Annotated in this window: 19 protein-coding genes and 2 pseudogenes; 16 read left to right on the top strand and 5 right to left on the bottom strand. The window is 61.1% G+C overall.

The window, feature by feature from the left end:
- Positions 1-428 precede the first annotated feature (428 nt).
- From H7995_RS27290 to H7995_RS27235, 12 genes are all read left to right on the top strand, one after another.
- On the top strand, positions 429-848 hold the full coding sequence (locus H7995_RS27290; RefSeq protein ID WP_125919912.1) for a hypothetical protein: 420 nt from the start codon (positions 429-431) through the stop codon (positions 846-848).
- Positions 845-1357 (top strand): hypothetical protein, encoded by a 513-nt coding sequence (locus H7995_RS27285; protein ID WP_057978552.1) that lies wholly within the window; start codon positions 845-847, stop codon positions 1355-1357. The genes H7995_RS27290 and H7995_RS27285 overlap by 4 nt, the downstream gene beginning before the upstream one ends.
- Before the next feature lie 86 nt (positions 1358-1443).
- A complete protein-coding gene (locus H7995_RS28690) occupies positions 1444-1599 on the top strand; it encodes a GDCCVxC domain-containing (seleno)protein (RefSeq protein WP_425312260.1) in 156 nt (51 codons plus the stop codon).
- 13 nt (positions 1600-1612) lie between these two features.
- Positions 1613-1966 carry a YnfA family protein gene (locus H7995_RS28590; protein ID WP_082631624.1) on the top strand — a complete coding sequence of 118 codons (354 nt, stop codon included), beginning with the start codon at positions 1613-1615 and terminating at the stop codon, positions 1964-1966.
- Between the two features lies 1 nt (position 1967).
- Positions 1968-2207, top strand: a complete 240-nt coding sequence (locus H7995_RS27270; protein WP_082631623.1) for a DUF3734 domain-containing protein — start codon at positions 1968-1970, stop codon at positions 2205-2207.
- A 69-nt stretch (positions 2208-2276) separates the two neighbouring features.
- A complete protein-coding gene (locus H7995_RS27265; RefSeq protein ID WP_057978546.1) occupies positions 2277-3137 on the top strand; it encodes a sterol desaturase family protein in 861 nt (286 codons plus the stop codon).
- A 201-nt stretch (positions 3138-3338) separates the two neighbouring features.
- On the top strand, positions 3339-3764 hold the full coding sequence (locus tag H7995_RS27260; protein WP_082631622.1) for a MerR family DNA-binding transcriptional regulator: 426 nt from the start codon (positions 3339-3341) through the stop codon (positions 3762-3764).
- A complete protein-coding gene (locus tag H7995_RS27255) occupies positions 3761-6307 on the top strand; it encodes a heavy metal translocating P-type ATPase (RefSeq protein ID WP_057978542.1) in 2547 nt (848 codons plus the stop codon). The genes H7995_RS27260 and H7995_RS27255 overlap by 4 nt, the downstream gene beginning before the upstream one ends.
- Entirely contained in the window at positions 6307-7929 is a 1623-nt protein-coding gene (locus tag H7995_RS27250) for an efflux transporter outer membrane subunit (protein WP_185819234.1), read from the top strand. Before H7995_RS27255 ends, H7995_RS27250 begins: the two co-directional genes overlap by 1 nt.
- An 8-nt stretch (positions 7930-7937) precedes the next feature.
- On the top strand, positions 7938-9116 hold the full coding sequence (locus H7995_RS27245) for an efflux RND transporter periplasmic adaptor subunit (protein WP_185819233.1): 1179 nt from the start codon (positions 7938-7940) through the stop codon (positions 9114-9116).
- Entirely contained in the window at positions 9113-10426 is a 1314-nt protein-coding gene (locus H7995_RS27240) for an ABC transporter permease (protein WP_057978537.1), read from the top strand. The genes H7995_RS27245 and H7995_RS27240 overlap by 4 nt, the downstream gene beginning before the upstream one ends.
- Positions 10427-10428: 2 nt before the next feature.
- Complete coding sequence (locus tag H7995_RS27235; RefSeq protein WP_057978535.1) at positions 10429-11163, top strand: ABC transporter ATP-binding protein; 735 nt, start codon at positions 10429-10431, stop codon at positions 11161-11163.
- A gap of 186 nt (positions 11164-11349) precedes the next feature.
- Here H7995_RS27235 and H7995_RS27230 read toward each other — a convergent pair whose 3' ends face one another.
- Together H7995_RS27230 and merR are read right to left on the bottom strand one after the other, a co-directional pair.
- On the bottom strand, positions 11350-11793 hold the full coding sequence (locus tag H7995_RS27230; RefSeq protein WP_057978534.1) for a hypothetical protein: 444 nt from the start codon (positions 11791-11793) through the stop codon (positions 11350-11352).
- 33 nt (positions 11794-11826) lie between these two features.
- Complete coding sequence (gene merR / locus H7995_RS27225; RefSeq protein ID WP_057978532.1) at positions 11827-12252, bottom strand: mercury resistance transcriptional regulator MerR; 426 nt, start codon at positions 12250-12252, stop codon at positions 11827-11829.
- A 71-nt stretch (positions 12253-12323) separates the two neighbouring features.
- On the opposite strand from merR, the pseudogene merT reads away from it, so the two are divergent.
- From merT to merA, 4 genes and pseudogenes are all read left to right on the top strand, one after another.
- A pseudogene (merT, locus tag H7995_RS27220) lies at positions 12324-12673 on the top strand (mercuric ion transporter MerT).
- 13 nt (positions 12674-12686) lie between these two features.
- A complete protein-coding gene (gene merP / locus H7995_RS27215; protein WP_185819232.1) occupies positions 12687-12962 on the top strand; it encodes a mercury resistance system periplasmic binding protein MerP in 276 nt (91 codons plus the stop codon).
- A 147-nt stretch (positions 12963-13109) separates the two neighbouring features.
- Positions 13110-13298: a MerC family mercury resistance protein gene (locus H7995_RS28945; protein WP_425312259.1), complete on the top strand. Its 189-nt coding sequence runs from the start codon at positions 13110-13112 to the stop codon at positions 13296-13298.
- Positions 13299-13446: 148 nt separating this feature from the next.
- Positions 13447-15123: pseudogene (merA, locus tag H7995_RS27205) on the top strand (mercury(II) reductase).
- Positions 15124-15179: 56 nt separating this feature from the next.
- Here the strand turns inward: merA and H7995_RS27200 are convergent.
- The 3 genes from H7995_RS27200 to H7995_RS27190 all read right to left on the bottom strand — a co-directional run bounded on the left by H7995_RS27200 (position 15180) and on the right by H7995_RS27190 (position 17209).
- Positions 15180-15650, bottom strand: coding sequence for an arsenate reductase ArsC (locus H7995_RS27200; protein ID WP_185819231.1), 471 nt, complete (start codon positions 15648-15650; stop codon positions 15180-15182).
- A gap of 78 nt (positions 15651-15728) precedes the next feature.
- The gene (locus H7995_RS27195) at positions 15729-16475 is read right to left on the bottom strand and encodes a DUF6969 family protein (RefSeq protein ID WP_185819230.1); all 747 of its coding nucleotides are present in this window, start codon (positions 16473-16475) and stop codon (positions 15729-15731) included.
- 92 nt (positions 16476-16567) lie between these two features.
- Complete coding sequence (locus H7995_RS27190) at positions 16568-17209, bottom strand: cytochrome c peroxidase (RefSeq protein ID WP_185819229.1); 642 nt, start codon at positions 17207-17209, stop codon at positions 16568-16570.
- Positions 17210-17333: the final 124 nt, after the last annotated feature.

Genomic DNA, 17333 nt, shown 5'->3' with positions numbered 1-17333 from the left:
GTCGTCATGCTCAACAAGCCAAATGTGCTGACAGGCTTGAACCAAACGGTACGCGGCCAGGTATGGACCCCTTGATTCCTGGGTCATCATGGACAGTCGGCCGCCGGCGAACAGGAGGGGGGCTGCCCCGCTCAGAAATTCAGGCGGAACAGGGTAAGCCCGTAGTGCCGCCGGAAACGGCAGGCGAACCGCAAGGAACGCTGTGGGTGCTGCAGGTAGAGGAATGCGGAAAAAGCGAAGACCTGCTTGTAATGGGCGGGCCGACCTGCCTGTCAACCGACCGAGGAGAATCCTGATGCAGCCCTTGTTTCGACTCCGACGCGCCCTGTGGCTGTCCGCTGCACCCTCAATACTGGCCCTGATATTCCTAACCTCGGGATCGGCCATGCCGGCCAGCACGGACGCCGCTCCGGTCGCCACCTACACCGATGTCCACGGCGTCCAGCACAGTACCGCCGACTTCAAGGGACATCCCACGATGCTGTTTCCTGCTGTCCACCTGGTGCGGCAGTTGTGCGGCCGGGCTGCGCAGCCTGAATGCCCACGCCGATGAGCTACGTGCCAGCGGGTTGCAGTTGACAATACTGAAAACCTATCGCAACGAAGGCGGCGATGGACCTGCGATCGATGCTTTTGCGGCCAAGTGGGCACCCGCCCTCGACACGGCAAACGTGACGTTGGGCAATGCCAGCGCCCAACTTGAAGCGGCCTATAATCCGAGCCATGTACCGGACATCTACTACCTGATCGATGCCCAAGGAACGGTACAGGCCGTTGATAGTGCGCCGTCGGCGACCCTCGACGAGATTCTGGCGTTCGCCCATCAGCCCGCAGGCCAGTCGCAATGATCTCCATCCTCGCCGCCCTGCGTCACGCCGCCAGAGACAAGGCCGCGCGCTGGACGGCAGCATTGGGCATGCTGGTAGGTATTCCGCTGTATCTGGTGACACTACTGGCATCCCTAACGGGCGGCCGGATAGCGTTGGCTAATCTCAAACTCCTGACGCCCGTCATGGAACTGTTTGCTTTGGCCATGGGCATTCTATTGGGGTTGATTCTGGCGCTGATGATGTTCCTTTTGCGCGAAGGACAACGGGCTCGCGAGGGGCTGGCCAGTGGCGGCGTCTTGTTGGGAATCCTGACGCCACTGCTGTGTTGCAGCCCGATTCTGCCCTTGCTGCTGGGATTGCTTGCCATCGCATTCCCTGCCTTGGCGAATGCGGCTGCCGGCGCGCTGCAAGCGTTTATCGCGCGTCACGAAACCGCTTTGCTGCTCGCCGCACTCGCGCTCATGGTGATGGCGCTCCATGAAAATGCTCGTCGGGTGTTGCAAGGCCCGAGCTGCCGGGTGAAATAAAGGAAAAATGAAACGTCGTCATGTGCCCCATTGCCTCGATCCCAGCATTATAGTGAGCCGCAATTAGAGCCATCATTCTCGAATCCGTGCTGACCTGTCCGCATTGTGGCCATACACAGCAGGAAACGATGCCCACGGACGCCTGCCATTTCTTCTACGAGTGCAGCCAATGCAAGGCTCTGCTGCGCCCCCGCGCGATTCAGCACCCGGCGCATATCAACGACATCAGCCAGTTCGACTAATAGGCCCGGCAACGTGATCAAGACGCTTGCATTATTCGCCATCACCGCAGTGGCCGAGATTGTGGGGTGCTACCTGCCCTACCTCTGGCTGAAACAAGGCAAGAGCATTTGGCTCTTGATCCCAGCAGGGGCATCGTTGGCCCTGTTTGCATGGCTACTTTCGCTTCATCCAGCGGCTGCTGGTCGGGTATATGCGGCTTACGGTGGTATCTACATCGGCGTGGCCATCATCTGGCTCTGGGTTGTCGATGGCATAGTCATAGACCAGCAAACTGAGCAGCACCTCAGGGTGATAGGCGGCGCTGCCGCGTCCGCCAAAAACCCAGGCGAGCCATCACCTGCGCCATGTTGTGCGCCAGTAGGGTAACCTGCTGCCGGAGAGCCAGATCGGAAAGCCTGCCGTGAGGGACTTGTTGTCGCTGAACCGCGGGACGTTGATGCACGTCATTGCGCTGCAGGCGCCCGCTCGGGAAGATGATGATCACCTCAAGGATCTGGACTTCATCCCGACAGGTATCGCGGGGCGCGATTTTGCACGTCGCCAGATGGCAGCGGCACCATGGAATGAAGCTGTCGATACCGGAATGAGTATCGTCGTACACCGTTGAGCTGTTTGCAGGGGTTGCTATGATGTCGAAGCGTAGCCTCAGGGTCTCTCCAAACCGGAACATTCGACCGTGACGTCATTCCTGCTCACCTACGAGTCCGCGATCCGCCTGGGTGCCTTTACCGGCATCTTCGCCGTGATGGCGCTGTGGGAAGTACTCGCACCCAAGCGGCGCCAATCCATTGGTCGCTGGCAGCGCTGGCCCCCCAACCTCGGCATTGGCGTGCTGGACAGCGTACTGGTGCGACTGATATTCCCCACCGCCGCTGTCGGCGTGGCGCTGTATGCCGATGCCCACGGCTGGGGAGCGTTCCATGCGCTGGACGTGTCGGGCTGGCTCGCGGTGGTGGCGTCGATTCTGCTGCTAGACCTGGCCATCTATCTGCAACACGTGATGTTTCATGCGGTGCCACTGCTGTGGCGGCTGCACCGAATGCATCACACCGATCTCGAGTTTGACCTGACCACCGGGACGCGCTTCCACCCGTTGGAGATTGTGCTGTCGCTAATGCTCAAGCTGGGCGTTATCGTCGCGCTGGGTGCGCCGGCGATCGCGGTGCTGCTCTTCGAGGTGCTGTTGAATGCCACTGCCATGTTCAACCACGCCAACGCGCGTCTGCCTCGGCGGTTGGACGCGGTTCTGCGCTGGCTGCTGGTCACGCCGGACATGCATCGCGTGCACCATTCGTGGCACCCGGATGAAACCAACTCCAACTTCGGCTTCAACCTGTCGTGGTGGGACCGGCTGTTCGGCACTTATCGTGCACAGCCGCGCGACGGCCATGCCGGCATGACCATCGGCATCAACCAGTTCCGCGATCCACGTGAGCTGCGCCTTGACCGCATGCTGTGGCAACCGACGCGCGGGCCGGTGAACAGCTATCCGATCAATGCGCGGCCCGAGGCCCCGGGTGGTGCAGACATCCCGTGAACGACCGCAAAAGCGAAGCTGGCACATTGACGCGTCATGGAGGTGCGCTGCCACCCCGGACTCAAAGCCCGGCGATTGTCATGGATGGTCGCCCGTTCGGGCGGGGTGACACTCGCTTCGTGATGCTTTCGCGAGCGCTATGAAATTTTCGCGCCGCAAGGCCCTTGACTCTGACCTTGGTCAAAGGCCCAGACTCGCCGCATGAACACACAAAGTGCTCCACTCACCATCGGTGCCGTCGCCAAGCGCGTCGGCGTGGCGATCAACACGATTCGTTATTACGAACGCTTGGGGCTGTTGCCCCAGCCACCGCGACGTGCCTCGAGCTATCGAAGTTGTGGGGATGGAGCGATCGCGCAGCTGCGCTTTAACCGCCGGGCCATAAATCCGAGCCTCACCCTGAAGGAGATTCTCGATCTGCTCACGCTCCCGCATAACCACCAGAAGGGGGTGGCTGCAGTGAAGCAGCGCGCACAGCTTTGGCTGGTGGCGCTGAATGCCCGCATTGCCGAGTTGCAGCGTGTGTACGATGGGCTTGCACAACGGGTGGAGTCCTGTCCCGGCCACGGCGCACCCGACCATTGCCCTAGCTTGCGGGCGCTAACCCATGAGGATATGTCGTCATGAGCGAACCGATAGCCTGTTGCCAGGGTGCCAGCCAGTCGGCGGACGCGATGGCGATCGATCCGGTGTGCGGGATGCAGGTGAATCCGGCGACCGCAAAGCACGTCAGCGTGCACGACGGGCAGACGTTCCATTTCTGCTCCGTCGGTTGCAAGACGAAGTTCGAGGCGGCACCGGCATCGTATCTGGGGGCTTCCGGCAAGCAGATTGCGGCGGGTAGCTGCTGCGCCGGCGAGACGGTCGCGACGCCCGATCATGCCGCAGCAGGCCTCACCCACGAGGAGAAGGATCCGGTCTGCGGGATGACGGTGGACCCGCACACCGCCAAGCAGCATGTTGAACATGCCGGTCACACTTACTACTTCTGTGGGCAGCGGTGCAGCGACAAATTCATAGCCGAACCACTGGCCTGGCTCGAAGGTCACGCGGCCCCGGGGGCGATCTACACCTGCCCGATGCACCCGGAGATCCAGCAGGTCGGACCCGGCGAGTGCCCCAAGTGCGGCATGGCGCTGGAGCCGATGCTGCCCAGAGAGGACGAAAACGACGGCGGCGAAGTGCGCGCCATGACCCGCCGCTTTTGGCTGCTGGTGGCCCTCACGCTGCCGGTGTTCCTGCTGGCGATGGGACCGCACCTATTCGGCTGGCAGCTGCCGTCACCATGGGATGGGATAACCCACTGGGTCGAGGCGGTGCTGGGGACGGCGGTGGTGCTGTGGGGCGGGGCGCCGTTTTTCCAGCGCGGCTGGAATTCGCTCAGGCCTTGGCGGCCGAACATGTACACGCTGATCGGCGTGGGGACGGGCGTGGCTTGGCTCTACAGCGTGGTGGCATTTGTGCTGCCGGGGATCTTTCCGGCCAGCTTTCGCGACGTGCACGGCCAGGTCGGCGTGTATTTTGAAACCGCTGCGGTGATCGTCACCCTGGTCACGTTGGGCGACTTTCTGGAGCTGCGCGCGCGCCGCCGTACCGGTGCCGCGCTGAAGGCGCTGCTGGGGCTGGCGCCGAAGACCGCGCATCGGCTGGCCGACGACGGCAGCGAGAGCGACGTGCCACTGGCTGAGGTGCATGCGGGTGATTCCCTGCGCGTTCGCCCCGGCGAAAAGGTGCCGGTCGATGGCGTGGTGCTCGACGGCGAGAGCCATGTCCACGAATCGATGCTCACCGGCGAGCCGATGCCGGTGAGCAAGACCAAGGGCGAGCCGGTGACCGGCGGCACCGTGAATCAGGACGGCGCGTTGACCATGCGTGCGGAAAAAGTCGGCGGCGAGACGATGCTGGCGCAGATCGTGGCGCTGGTGGCCAAGGCGCAGCGCAGCCGCGCGCCACTGCAGCGGGTGGCCGATCGCGTTGCGGCGTGGTTCGTGCCGGCGGTGTTCGCCTGTTCCATACTGGCGTTCGCGGGCTGGGCCTGGCTCGGTCCAGATCCGAAGCTGACGCATGCGTTGATCGCGGCGGTGTCGGTGCTGATCATCGCCTGCCCGTGCGCGCTGGGGCTGGCCACGCCGATCTCGATCATGGTGGCCAGCGGCCGCGGTGCGCAGAACGGCGTGTTGTTCAAGGATGCCAGCGCGATCGAGGCGCTGCGCGACATCGACACCCTGGTGCTGGACAAGACCGGCACGCTGACCGAAGGCAAGCCGGCGCTGACCGAACTGCTGCCGCTAGGCGAACTGCCGCGCGAACGCCTGCTGCTGCTGGCTGGCGCGTTGGAGCAACCCAGCGAGCATCCGCTGGCGCGAGCGATCGTCAATGCCCTCGACGGCGAAACGCCGCCCACGGTGGAGGATTTCCGCACCCTGACCGGTCGCGGCGTGCAGGGCCGTGTCGACGGCCGCCTGGTGGCGCTGGGCAATGCGCGACTGCTCGACGAACTCAAGATCAACGCCGACGACAAGGCCACGCAACAGGCCGAAGCGCTGCGCGGCGACGGCGTTACGGTGATGTTTCTCGCCGTCGACGGGGTGCTGGCCGGCTTGATCGCGGTCGCCGACCGGATCAAACCGGGCACGGCGAAAGCGATTGCGGCGCTGCATGCCGACGGCCTGCGCCTGGTGATGCTGACCGGCGACAACGCGACCACGGCGAGTGCGGTGGCGCGCCAACTGGGCATCGACGAGGTGCATGCCGATGTGACACCCACCGACAAGGCATCGGTGGTGACCCGGCTGAAGAGCGAGGGCCGCCGCGTGGCGATGGCCGGCGACGGCATCAACGACGCGCCCGCGTTGGCGGCGGCGGACGTGGGCATCGCAATGGGCAGCGGCACCGACGTGGCGATGGAAAGCGCGCAGGTGACTCTGATCAAGGGCGATCTGGGTGCCATTGCGCGGGCACGCTCGTTGTCCCGTGCCACCGTGCGCAACATCCACCAGAACCTGTTCTTCGCCTTCATCTACAACGCGGTCGGCGTACCGCTGGCGGCCGGTGTGCTGTATCCGGTACTGGGCATCACGCTGTCACCCATGGTGGCCGCATTGGCCATGAGCCTGAGCTCGGTGTCGGTGGTGAGCAATGCGTTGCGCCTGCGCAAGGTGACGTTGTGATGGAACGTACCAGCAAGTGCCTTGCAATCGATCATCAGACCCCACTTCCAGTGACCACGTACAGCAATCTGTCCCGGCGACATCCCGCCAAACCTTTGCGCCTGACGGCCTTCGTTCTGGCCACGGCCTTGGGGGGATGCACGGTGGGACCGAATTTCGTGCACCCCGATCCGCCGCAGGCGGCGGCCTATACGTCGGCAGCGACCGCGCCGCATCTGCAGCCGGATGCCGGCGAGCCCGCGCAGCGGGTCAGCGTCGAGCAGGCAATTCCGGCCGCCTGGTGGCAACTGTTCCGCTCGCCACCACTGGACCGTCTGGTGCGCCAGGCGATTGCCAACAGTCCTACCATCGCGGCGGCCCAGGCCCGACTGCTGCAGTCGCAACAGGTGGTGGCCGAAGCACGCGGGGCCTATGCCCCGCAGATCGATGCTTCCGCTTCGGCCGAGCGGCAAAAGGGGCCGCCGTTTGCCCTGGGTATTCGGCCCAACCATGATCTGCCGACCTACAGCCTCTACTCGGCCGGCGCCACCGCAAGTTTCACCCCCGACGTGTTCGGCCTCACCGGTCGGCGGGTGGAACAGCAGCAGGCGTTGGCGCAGAACCAGGCGTATCAACTGGCAGCGGCGCAACTGGCCGTCACCGGCAATGTCGTCCATCAGACGCTCACCATCGCGGCGGCCCGGCAGCAGATCGCGGCGCTCGACGCCACCGTCGCCGCCGACGAAAAAACCCTCGCGCTGGTGCGGCAGAAATACACCGATGGCAAGCTGGCCCGGGATGACGTATTGACCGTCCGGGCTCAGCTCGCGAATGACCGTGCCCTTCTGCCGCCGATGCGGCAAGAGGTGGCCGTGGCGCAGGACGCGCTCGCCATCTTGGTCGGTGTGGCGCCAGCCTCGTTCTCGCCGCCGGACTTCGACCTGGCCGATTTCACGCTGCCGGCCGAGCTGCCGGTCGGGCTGCCTTCGGCGCTGGCTGAGCGCCGCCCCGACATTCTCGCCGCCGAGGCCCGGTTGCACGCCGCCAGTGCGGCGGTCGGCGTTGCCGACGCGCAGATGTATCCGAGCTTCACCTTATCTGCGTCGGTCGGCACGGCGGCGCTTGCCACCAGCTCGCTGGGCGGCGGTTCCAACCTGGTCTGGACGCTGTTCGGCGGTATCACTGCACCGATTTTTCATGGCGGTGCGCTGACCGCGCAGAAGCGGGCAGCGATCGATCAGTTCCACGCCGAGCTGGCGCTGTACCGGCAGACCGTGCTGACCGGACTTGGCCAGGTGGCCGACCTGCTGCGTTCGCTCGGCCACGATGCCGAACGGGTACAGGCCGAGCGCCAGGCGCTGGACGCCACCGACGACTCCTTGCATCTGGCGCAACGCCGTTACGCACTGGGCAAGACCGGCCGGCTGCCCCTGCTCGATGCCGAACGCCGTGATCAGCAGCAGCGCGTGTCGTATGTCCAGGTCAGGGCGCAACGTTACCTGGACAGCGCCCAGCTGTTCGTGGCCCTGGGTGGCGGATGGTGGCGCGATGCCGGCGCCCCCGACCAACGCGCCAACCCGACACGCCAACCCTCATCATCCGCCGTGCCTGATCGTCGACGCACCCTCGAACCGAACCAGTGAATACGCCAATGAAACCTCTTGTCCAAAAAATCCGCACCGTTTTCGGATCGATGCGAACTGCGCACGGCAAAAGACCGCGCCAGGGTGCTCGCCGTGCCTTGCGAATCGGGATCGTGCTGCTGGTGCTGGTCGCCTTCGGGTTGCTGCTGCGACTGACTGTGATGCAACCCCCTAGCGTTTCGGTGGCCACCGTGCAGCGCGGCAATGTCGTCGACGAAGTGAAAGGCTCCGGAACGGTGACGGCCGATGCGCTGGCCAATATTGCCTCGAAAATCACCGGACGGGTGGAGCAAGTCTTCGTCGCGGAGGGCGACAGCGTCAGCAAGAACCAGATCCTCGCCACGCTCGACCAGGATGGTCTGCGCCATCAGGTCGAGGTCGCCCAGGCGCGGCTGGACGCTGCCCGCATCAACGCCGAGCAACGCCAGCGCGAATGGACCCGGGAGAAACAACTTGTGGCCTCCGGTTCCGTCGGTGTCGAGGAAGCGCAGCAATACCGCGAGCGCAACGCCGTGGCGCAAAGTGCTGCGCGCGTCGCCGCGGCGGAGCTCGGCAAGGCGACATACGAACTGTCGCTGGCCGGCATCCCCTCTCTGTCGGACGGCATAGTCACCCAGCGCTGGGTGGTGCCGGGGGCCTCCGTGGTCGCTGGCCAACCGATGTTCACGATCGCCGACACCCATCTGATCTACGTGGATACCTTTGTCGACCAGAATGTCGCCGGACGCATCCGCAAAGGTGAGGTGGCGACGGTCATCCTGCGCGGCCGCGAGCGCCAGCCGTTGCCGGGGCACGTGCTGCGCATCCGCCCCCGCGCAGATGCGGCGACCGAAGAAACCGTGGTGGAAGTGAGCTTCAGCATCCCGGCCGACCAATTCCAGCTCGGCCAGTGGGCCAACGTCTACATCCGCACCGGCGAAGCGAAAGATGCACTGGTGGTGTCGCAGATGGCGCTGATGCCGATGGGCAACGATCTGTTCGTATGGGTGGTTGGCGCCGACCACACACTTCACCGCGTGCGTGTGACCGTGCTGGCGCGCAGCGCGCGGTCGTCAATGGTGGCGGTCGTCGGTGATGATCTCCATGCCGGCGATCGCGTGGTGCTGATGCCGATGGGGCTGAGGCTCGGTGAAACGATACGTCCCGAGCCGGTCAAGGCCGCGATGGGGATGGGGATGGCACAGTGAATCTTGCACTTCGCGACATCAGCTACCACCGCTTCAAGTTCTTCAGCTCCACGCTCGGCGTGTCGCTGCTGATCATGGTGGTGATGGCAATCGGCGGCATCATCCGCGGCGTCATCCTCGACTCGGCCACCATCATCAACGAGACGGGGGCGGACCTGTGGGTGGTACAGGCCTATGGTGCCCACCCGCAAGGAGGGACGCTCGGGCCGTTTGTCGAGACCTCCCGCCTGCCGCAGCAGGTCTATCACGCGATCGAGGCGATCCCCGGCGTGGCACAGGCGAGTCCGTTGGCGACGGCGTGGGAACACGTGGAAGTGATGCCCCACCCTACCCGGCTGATGAAGTTCATGTACATCAACGCACTGCTCAACACCGCCAGCATGGTCGAGCCCGACTGGATGGCCATGCCGAAACTGCAGCGATTCATCGTGATCGGCTACCAGCGCGGAAAAATAGGCGGGCCGCCGGTGATCGTAGCCGGCCGCGGCATCGAGTCCAGTCATTACGAGATCGTGGCTGACGTCAAGACCGGTTTCCAGCTCGGGCAGCGGATGCGCCTGGGCAACTTTGACTACACGGTAGTGGGGCTGACCAAAAACATGGTGGGCTTCACCGCGGACCCAGTGATCTACACCACGCTGGTGGACGCGCAGAACATCATTTTCCAGCAGGACCCCAACCTGTTGCGCAGTCAACGTCCCTCGGTTGCGCAGCCGTTCACGGAGCTGGCTGCCAACCAGACGCGGCTGGCCGCACCACTAGCGACCACGGCGGCCGCCATGGCCACAAGCACACGTTTCATCAACGCAATCGCGGTCAAGCTGGTACCCGGCGTATCGGCGCAAAAAGTCGCGCAGCGGATCACCCACTGGCAGCACCTGCAGGTCTACACTGCGTCGCAAGCGGTGAACCTGCAGCTGATGGGCTCCAACCGCCTGATCCTGTTTCAGCTGGCGCTGTTCCGCGACATCCTGGTGCTGATCGCGGGCATCGTCATCGGACTGATCACCTACACGTTCACGCTGGACAAACTACATGAGATCGCCATGCTCAAGCTGCTCGGTGCGCCCAGCGGCGTGGTGTATCGCATGATCCTGCAGGAGGCCTTGTTCATGGGCCTCGTGGGCACCCTGGTCGGCAGCGCCCTGGAGCTGCTGATCGAGCCGTACTTTCCGCGGCGCGTGGTCGCCACCTATGGCGATATTGCCCAAATGCTGGTGGCGATGATGATCGTCGTCGTGCTTGCCAGCGTGCTTGCCGTGCGCCGGGCGATGCATGTCGATCCGCGCAGCGTGCTGGGGGGAGGCTGAGCATGACTGTCAACTACGCCATCCACGCCGAAAACCTGTCGATGGTCTACGGACGCGGCCCTACCCGGGTGGAGGCCCTCAAGGGCGTCGAATTGGCCGTGCGGCCGGGCGACCTGTGGGCGATCATGGGTCCCAGCGGTTCGGGCAAGACGACGCTGCTGACCATCCTCGGGCTGGTTACCACGCCGACCGGCGGAAGCCTGCGGATCGACGGGGAAAACATTTATGACGGCAAGCAGCCGGATCTGGCACGACTGCGGCGCGAGAAGATCGGATTCATTTTCCAGTCGCCCAACTTGATCCCGTTCCTGACCGTGAGTCAAAACGTCCTGCTGCCCCTGCATCTGGCGGGGGTTCGCGGCCAGCATGCCGAAGCGCGGGTGCGGGAGTTGCTGGGCTATCTCGACATCGCCGACCGCGCCGACCTGCATCCCAACCAGCTGTCCGGCGGCGAGCAGCAACGAGTGGCCATCGCCCGCGCGCTGGCCAACAACCCTAAAATCATCCTCGCCGATGAGCCCACGGCCAGCCTGGATACGGAGCGCGCGTTGAATGTCATGCGTCTTTTGCGGCAAGTGACCAACGAACAACATGCGGCCGTGCTAGTGGTCACCCACGATCACCGCTTGATCAAGGAAGTCGACCGTGTGGTCCAAGTCATCGATGGTCGGATTGTCGATGCCATATCCGATGCACCGACCGGAGCTCAGGAACCATCGCGGGGCCCTGAGCGATGAGTGCCGGCAGTGCGAACCCGGGATGCGGCGACAACACGATCTTGGGCAAGTCGCGGTGCAAGGAGCTCGCATGAGCAGTTGGAGCGTCGGTGAACTGGCCATGCGCGCCGACATGTCGACAGAATTGTCAGCGCTGCTACCAGCGCCGCTGCAATGACCGTAGCAGCGGGGTCAGACGCGTGCGGTTTAGGCGTCCGCGGCCTGTTTGATCGCATCGGCCTGGGTCGGATAGTCGTGGATGACGCGGGCCAGCGTACGCAGACCGACCCTGGCAACCAGCGCCAGGGTGATCTCGTTGATCATGTCGCCGGCATGCCGGGCAACTATCGTCGCACCGAGGATGCGGTCGCTACGTTCGTGGACATAGATCTTGACGAAACTGGCCTCCTCGTTGTCGGCAATGGCCCGATCGGTGTAGGCGCACCAGGGTATGGTCAATGCACTCAGCCGTTGGCGGCCGGGAAACGGCGCATTACGGACCGCGATCCGCGCCGATGCCTCGGCAGTATGGGTAAACTTGTGCTCCAGGCAAACATCGCCGACCGCATAAATGCGCCGATTGCTGGTGCGTAGAAAATCGTCAACCCAAATGGGGGTTATAAGCTCAAACCGGCGGAATTTCTCCAACAAGGGGTTTGCTCCCGATACCGGGAAAATCGTACGTTAAGGCATAGCCGGGCTTGCATCACCCTGTAGCGACGCGATCAACGGGCAGGAGACATTTCCCTGCCGTAGATGGCAGGCGCACACAAGTTCGGACAGCACCGACTCCATGCGTGCCAAGTCGGCCATCTTCTCGCGAACGTCCTTGAGCTTGTGTTCAGCCAGGTTGCTGGCTTCTTCGCAGTGAGTGCCATCGTCCAGCCGCAGCAGCTCTGCGATCTCGTCCAAACTAAAGCCCAACCGCTGAGCTGATTTCACAAACCGCACCCGCGTCACATCTGCCTCGCCATACCGGCGAATGCTGCCGTAAGGCTTATCTGGCTCCGGTAGCAGGCCCTTACGCTGATAGAACCGGATGGTCTCCACGTTGACCCCGCCCGCCTTGGCAAAAACGCCAATGGTCAGATTCTCAAAAATGGTTTGCATATCGCCTAACTCCGTACATAACTACGGAAGTAAGGTTACGCTATCCATTCCAAATTCAAAAGGACAAACGCATGTCTGAACCACAAAACGGGCGCGGAGCGTTCTTCGCCGGCTGGCTGGCCGCCGTCCTCGCCTCTACCTGTTGCCTTGGGCCGCTAGTCCTGGTCGCTTTGGGAATCAGCGGAGCATGGATCGGCAACCTGACGGTGTTGGAGCCGTATCGACCAATCTTCATCGGCGCGACGTTGGTGGCGCTGTTCTTTGCCTGGCGTCGCATCTTCCGACCGGCCGCAGCCGGTAGTCCAGATGAGGTCTGCGCAATCCGCAGGTGTGCACCCTCTACCGGCTCATTTTCTGGATCGTGGCCGTGTTGGTCTTAGTCGCGCTTAGTTTTCCCTATGTCATGCCATTTTTTTACTAATCAGGAGTTCACCATGGAAAAACTGTTTGCCTCCCAGGCTCTCGTCGCCGTCGTTGCCCCCGTGTTGGCCACCAATCAAACCGTCCCGCTGTCCATACCAGGCATGACCTGCGCAGCCTGTCCAATCACGGTCAAAAAAGCCATCTCGAAAGTCGAGGGTGTAAGCAAGACCGACGTGAGCTTCGACAAGCATGAGGCCATCGTCACTTTCGACGATGCCAAAACCAGCGTCCAGAAGTTGACCAAGGCGAACGAGGACGCTGGCTTTCCGTCCAGCGTCAAACGCTGATCCACTGAAACTGACTCGGGTGCGGCATCTTGGGACTCATCACACGCACCGCCGACAAGGCCTGGGCGCTCGGCAGCGTCGTTTCCGCGATGGGCTGCCTGCTATCCAACGCTCGCCAGCCTCGACGCGGCCATCGGCTTAGGCTTTTTGAACCAGTACGAGGGCCTGTTCATAAGCCGGCTGCTACCGCTGTTGGCCGTGTTCGCGTTCATCGCGAACGCGCTGGGCTGGCTGAGCCACCGGCAATGGCACCGCTGCCTGCTCGGCATGACCGGGCCGGCTATCGTGTTCGCGGCCACGGTCTGGTTTCTGGTAACTGGTGGACGGCGAATCTGATGTATGTCGGACTGGCATTGATGGTCGGGGTGTCGATCTGGGATTTCGTCGCGCCAGCCAACCGCCGCTGCGGCCGGGACTGCTGCGCGCTACCAGCTAAACACGGATGACGGCATTGGCCGCTTACAAAACGAAAAAGGAATGCAGTATGACCACGTTGAAGATCACCGGAATGACCTGCCACTTGTGCGCTACGCACGTCAAGGAAGCCTTGGAGAAAGTGCCCGGCGTTCAGTCTGCCGTTGTGTCCTACGCCAAGGGCGCAGCCCAGCTCGACCTTGCCCCGGCACCGCATCGGATGCGCTGACTGCTGCAGTGGCCGAACTCGGCTACAAGGCGACGCTTGCCGATGCCCCTCCGACCGAGAACCATATCGGGCTGCTCAACAAGGTACGCAGCTAGATGGGGGCCGCTGACAAGGGCAGCGACGGCGAGCGCCAGTTGCACATCGCCGTGATCGGCAGCGGCGGTGCTCAAGGCCGTCGAGCTTGGCGCGAAGGTCACGCTGATCGAGCGCGGCACCATCGGCGGCACTTGCGTCAATATCGGCTGCGTACCGTCCAAGATCATGATCCACGCCGCCCACATCGCCCATCTGCGCCGCAAGAGTCCGTTTGACGTGAGATTACCCGCTACGAAATCAATCGTCCGGCGTGACCAGCTGCTTACGCAGCAGCAAGCTTGAGTGGACAAACTGCGCCACCCCAAATACGAAGGTATTCTGAAGAACACCCCTGAGATCACCATGCTACGCGGTGAGGCCGGTTTCAAAGACAGTCAACATCTCATTGTAACGTTGAATGGTGGTCGCGAGCGTGTGCTAGCGTTCGATTGCTGCCTCGCTGCCTCGCTGCCTCGCTGCCAGTCCAGCTATTCCGGCGATTCCTGGTCTCAAGGGCACACCTTATTGGACCTCCATTGAAGCCTTGGCCTGCGACACCATTCCCAAACGCTTGGCCGTGATCGGCTCGTCGGTAGTGGCGCTGGAACTCGCTCAGGCTTTTGCCCGACTGGGTAGCCAAGTGACTATCCGAGCTCGTAGTACCCTGTTTTTCCGTGAAGACCCAGCCATCGGTGAAGCCATCACGGCAGCCTTCCCTACCGAAGACATCAGAGTGCTTGAGCATGCAGAGGCCAGCAACGTTGCCTATGTTAAGGGGGAGTTTTTAATTTCTACCGAGCAAGGCGAGGTCCGTGCAGACCAGCTCTTGGTTGCGACCGGACGCATACCCAATACGCGCAACTTGGCGTTGGCAGCGGCGGGTGTCGCAGTCAATGCGCAGAGAGGGATCGTCATTGACCCAGAGGCATACGCACCAATACACCGCACATTTATGCAGCGGGTGACTGCACCGACCAGCCGCAATTTGTTTATGTGGCCGCCGCAGCCGGCACCCATGCCGTCATCAATATTGCAGGCGGTGATGTTGCTCTCAATCTGACAGCAATGCCGACGGTGGTGTTTACCGATCCGCAAGTCGCCACTGCCGGCCTGACCGAAGCCGAAGCCCATGCACAACATATCGAAACCGACAGCCGTACCCTGAGCCTGGACAATGTGCCGAGTGCGCTCGCTAACTTTGACACCCGCAGCTTCATCAAATTGGTGGTTGAGGCAAGCTCTCGGCGACTGATTGGAGTTCAATCCGTGGCACCAGAAGCGGGCGAGTTGATTAAGACCGCCGTGCTGGCCATTCGTAACCGGATGACGGTGAACGACCTAGCTGAGCTATTGTTCCCATATTTGACAATGGTTGAGAGACTCAAGCTCTGTGCACAGACCTTCACAACGGACGTCAAGCAATTGTTATGCTGCGCCGGATAAGCAGAACAATCGAAAATTGGTCTCGTGGGCAAAGCATTTTTATACGATCAAAAACTTCATAGGCAGCCAATCAGCGCGATCTCAGCCATGAGTTGCTCTCGGTTGAGTTGTTTGTGCGATATCGCCATGAACAAGTTTACTCGTTTTTTTATGTGCGCTAAGGTTGCATCGAATGCGTCTTTGATCTGATCCGGTGATCCGTTAATGTCGGATGGATCTGCCAGCCCCCAATGGGCTTTTATCGCAGTACTAAATACGATTGGACAAGCCTCTGCAGCCGCTTTGTCGCATACAGTAATGACGAAATCGGGATCAAGAAAACGGTGAATTTCGATTGATTTACTGAACAACTCTTCGGCGATGATCCCCTCGCGTTTAAGCGCTTTTAGACTCTGCGGATGAATTGAGCCAGAAGGATGGCTGCCCGCGCTGAACGCTTGCATTCCATCGGGGGCGACACTATTAAAGATGGCTTCGGAGAGGATGCTGCGACAACTGTTGGCGGTGCAGACAAATAAGATTTTCATCGTTGAATCTCATATACATAGTGAAATATGTTGGCACGAGTATCGCCAAAATAACTGCAGTTCAAACCACTCAGCAAGCTAGGCTTGCAGTGCGCTGACCCACTCCTCGACGGAGATGCTCAGATAGCCTGTAATCTCCAATGTTCGATCTTCTAGGGCATCGTGTTCTGGATGCATGTGCTGCCACGCTCCCACCACCATATCGCGATGGGTCAATAGCGCCTCAATCTGTGGACGAAAAAGTTTCAGCATTGAAGTCAGCCAAAGGTTGGTCGGCCAGGACGGATAAGCATGATCTACTGAAAAATCTTTCAGCATATTGATCGTGTCGGTTGAAGAGTACCAAGTTTCACCTGTCACCCAGCGGTTGCAGGCAAAAAGTCCAATTGGTAGCCCCCATGGATCCATCGAGATTGCAATCAGATGAGCAATCGCTTGGTCGCCTCGCGGCCACTCTTCGCTGGCCTGAGGATAGTCCATAGGAGTCACGTCAGAAGCGATGCCCTGTGCGCGCATAAAGGTATGGAAATGTCCATGCTCAAGGCCACCCTCTCGATGGGCGTGGTAGTAGTATTGAGCGTGGCTCTCCTGATCGAACACATCACCGTCTGGATAATGGTTCATCTCGAAGAAACCTTCATGCCCCTTAATCACCTCCCCCACCACGTTGAAACCGGCTTTGCTTAGTGCTCGCTGACAATCGACAATGACCTTGGAGGCTGAAAGCATCTCATGACGCGATGCCAGTGAAATCGAACCGACTTGCACGATGGGGATAGGTAACTCAGCTACTGCCGAACTGAATCCTGTGGGCTGGTCGTTCATCTTTTAATCCTGAAAATAGTGGTTACGAAAGGTTACGCCTCTGAATCTGGTATCTACGATGTGATTGCTCGGCTAGAGACCCATTTTTTGGCCTAAGGACTCTTTGCCGCAGGAGGATTGGGCTTAAATTGCCGCTGTAATGTTTCTATGTATGCCACCAATGCAGCTAACTCTTTGGACTCCCATTCGAGTGGAGCAGCTGCCATAGGGGCCACCATACAGACTTGTATCATCTCATCTAGAAACACGTGAGACATCCCAAACTGATTTTTACTCATGATCACTTCATGGGGATATGGTCGGGAGAAGGAAGGCTGGAACATATTTAGGCCCTGATGACAGGTGTCGCAGGAGAGACCGTTGCTACTAAGAAGTTTGTCTTTGAACAATTTTGACCCCAATGTTACAAGCTCACTTTCATTGCCTTGATAGGGCTTGTAGTTAGCAGGCCGTTTAACTTCCTGTGCGGTACAAGGATAAGCTTTAGCAATACATGGATTTGTTGCCGCACAAGGGTTTGTGCCCTGTGAAGGGGGTGTCACAGCATATTTGTTGGCTGCGTAACCATTCTGCGCTGTGTATGGTGTGGACAGTGCGGTTGAAGACGGTTTCGCTGCATTCGAGGCCGCCATTATCGGCTCAGCGAGGGCCATAGTAAGTACTGCCGCGGACGCCATTGAAGCCAGCGGTATGGTTGCGTTGAGAGCTTTTTGGGATATCTGAAACGCGCTCATGGTGACTCCCCGACGTAAGCCAACCTAGAAAAAGCAACGGCTTTTTCTGTCATTTACAAGGAGTCAGATGAATCCAACGCCAATTCGTTACAGGGGTCGCGGTAGGGACGGCAGTTGCCTGCCG

The sequence above is a fragment of the Pseudomonas kielensis genome (genome assembly GCF_014236655.1).
Classification (GTDB): domain Bacteria; phylum Pseudomonadota; class Gammaproteobacteria; order Pseudomonadales; family Pseudomonadaceae; genus Aquipseudomonas; species Aquipseudomonas kielensis.
Note: the sequence above shows the minus strand (reverse complement) of the source record. Positions and strands in the feature narration are given on the sequence as shown.

Excerpts from the sequence above, each read along its gene's own strand:
- H7995_RS27290 (WP_125919912.1), top strand. The coding sequence starts at position 429 with ATGTCCACGGCGTCCAGCACAGTACCGCCGACTTCAAGGGACATCCCA.
- H7995_RS27285 (WP_057978552.1), top strand. The coding sequence starts at position 845 with ATGATCTCCATCCTCGCCGCCCTGCGTCACGCCGCCAGAGACAAGGCC.
- H7995_RS27260 (WP_082631622.1), top strand. The coding sequence starts at position 3,339 with ATGAACACACAAAGTGCTCCACTCACCATCGGTGCCGTCGCCAAGCGC.
- H7995_RS27255 (WP_057978542.1), top strand. The coding sequence starts at position 3,761 with ATGAGCGAACCGATAGCCTGTTGCCAGGGTGCCAGCCAGTCGGCGGAC.
- H7995_RS27250 (WP_185819234.1), top strand. The coding sequence starts at position 6,307 with ATGGAACGTACCAGCAAGTGCCTTGCAATCGATCATCAGACCCCACTT.
- H7995_RS27245 (WP_185819233.1), top strand. The coding sequence starts at position 7,938 with ATGAAACCTCTTGTCCAAAAAATCCGCACCGTTTTCGGATCGATGCGA.
- H7995_RS27235 (WP_057978535.1), top strand. The coding sequence starts at position 10,429 with ATGACTGTCAACTACGCCATCCACGCCGAAAACCTGTCGATGGTCTAC.
- merR (WP_057978532.1), bottom strand. The coding sequence starts at position 12,252 with ATGCAAACCATTTTTGAGAATCTGACCATTGGCGTTTTTGCCAAGGCG.
- merP (WP_185819232.1), top strand. The coding sequence starts at position 12,687 with ATGGAAAAACTGTTTGCCTCCCAGGCTCTCGTCGCCGTCGTTGCCCCC.
- H7995_RS27200 (WP_185819231.1), bottom strand. The coding sequence starts at position 15,650 with ATGAAAATCTTATTTGTCTGCACCGCCAACAGTTGTCGCAGCATCCTC.
- H7995_RS27195 (WP_185819230.1), bottom strand. The coding sequence starts at position 16,475 with ATGAACGACCAGCCCACAGGATTCAGTTCGGCAGTAGCTGAGTTACCT.
- H7995_RS27190 (WP_185819229.1), bottom strand. The coding sequence starts at position 17,209 with ATGAGCGCGTTTCAGATATCCCAAAAAGCTCTCAACGCAACCATACCG.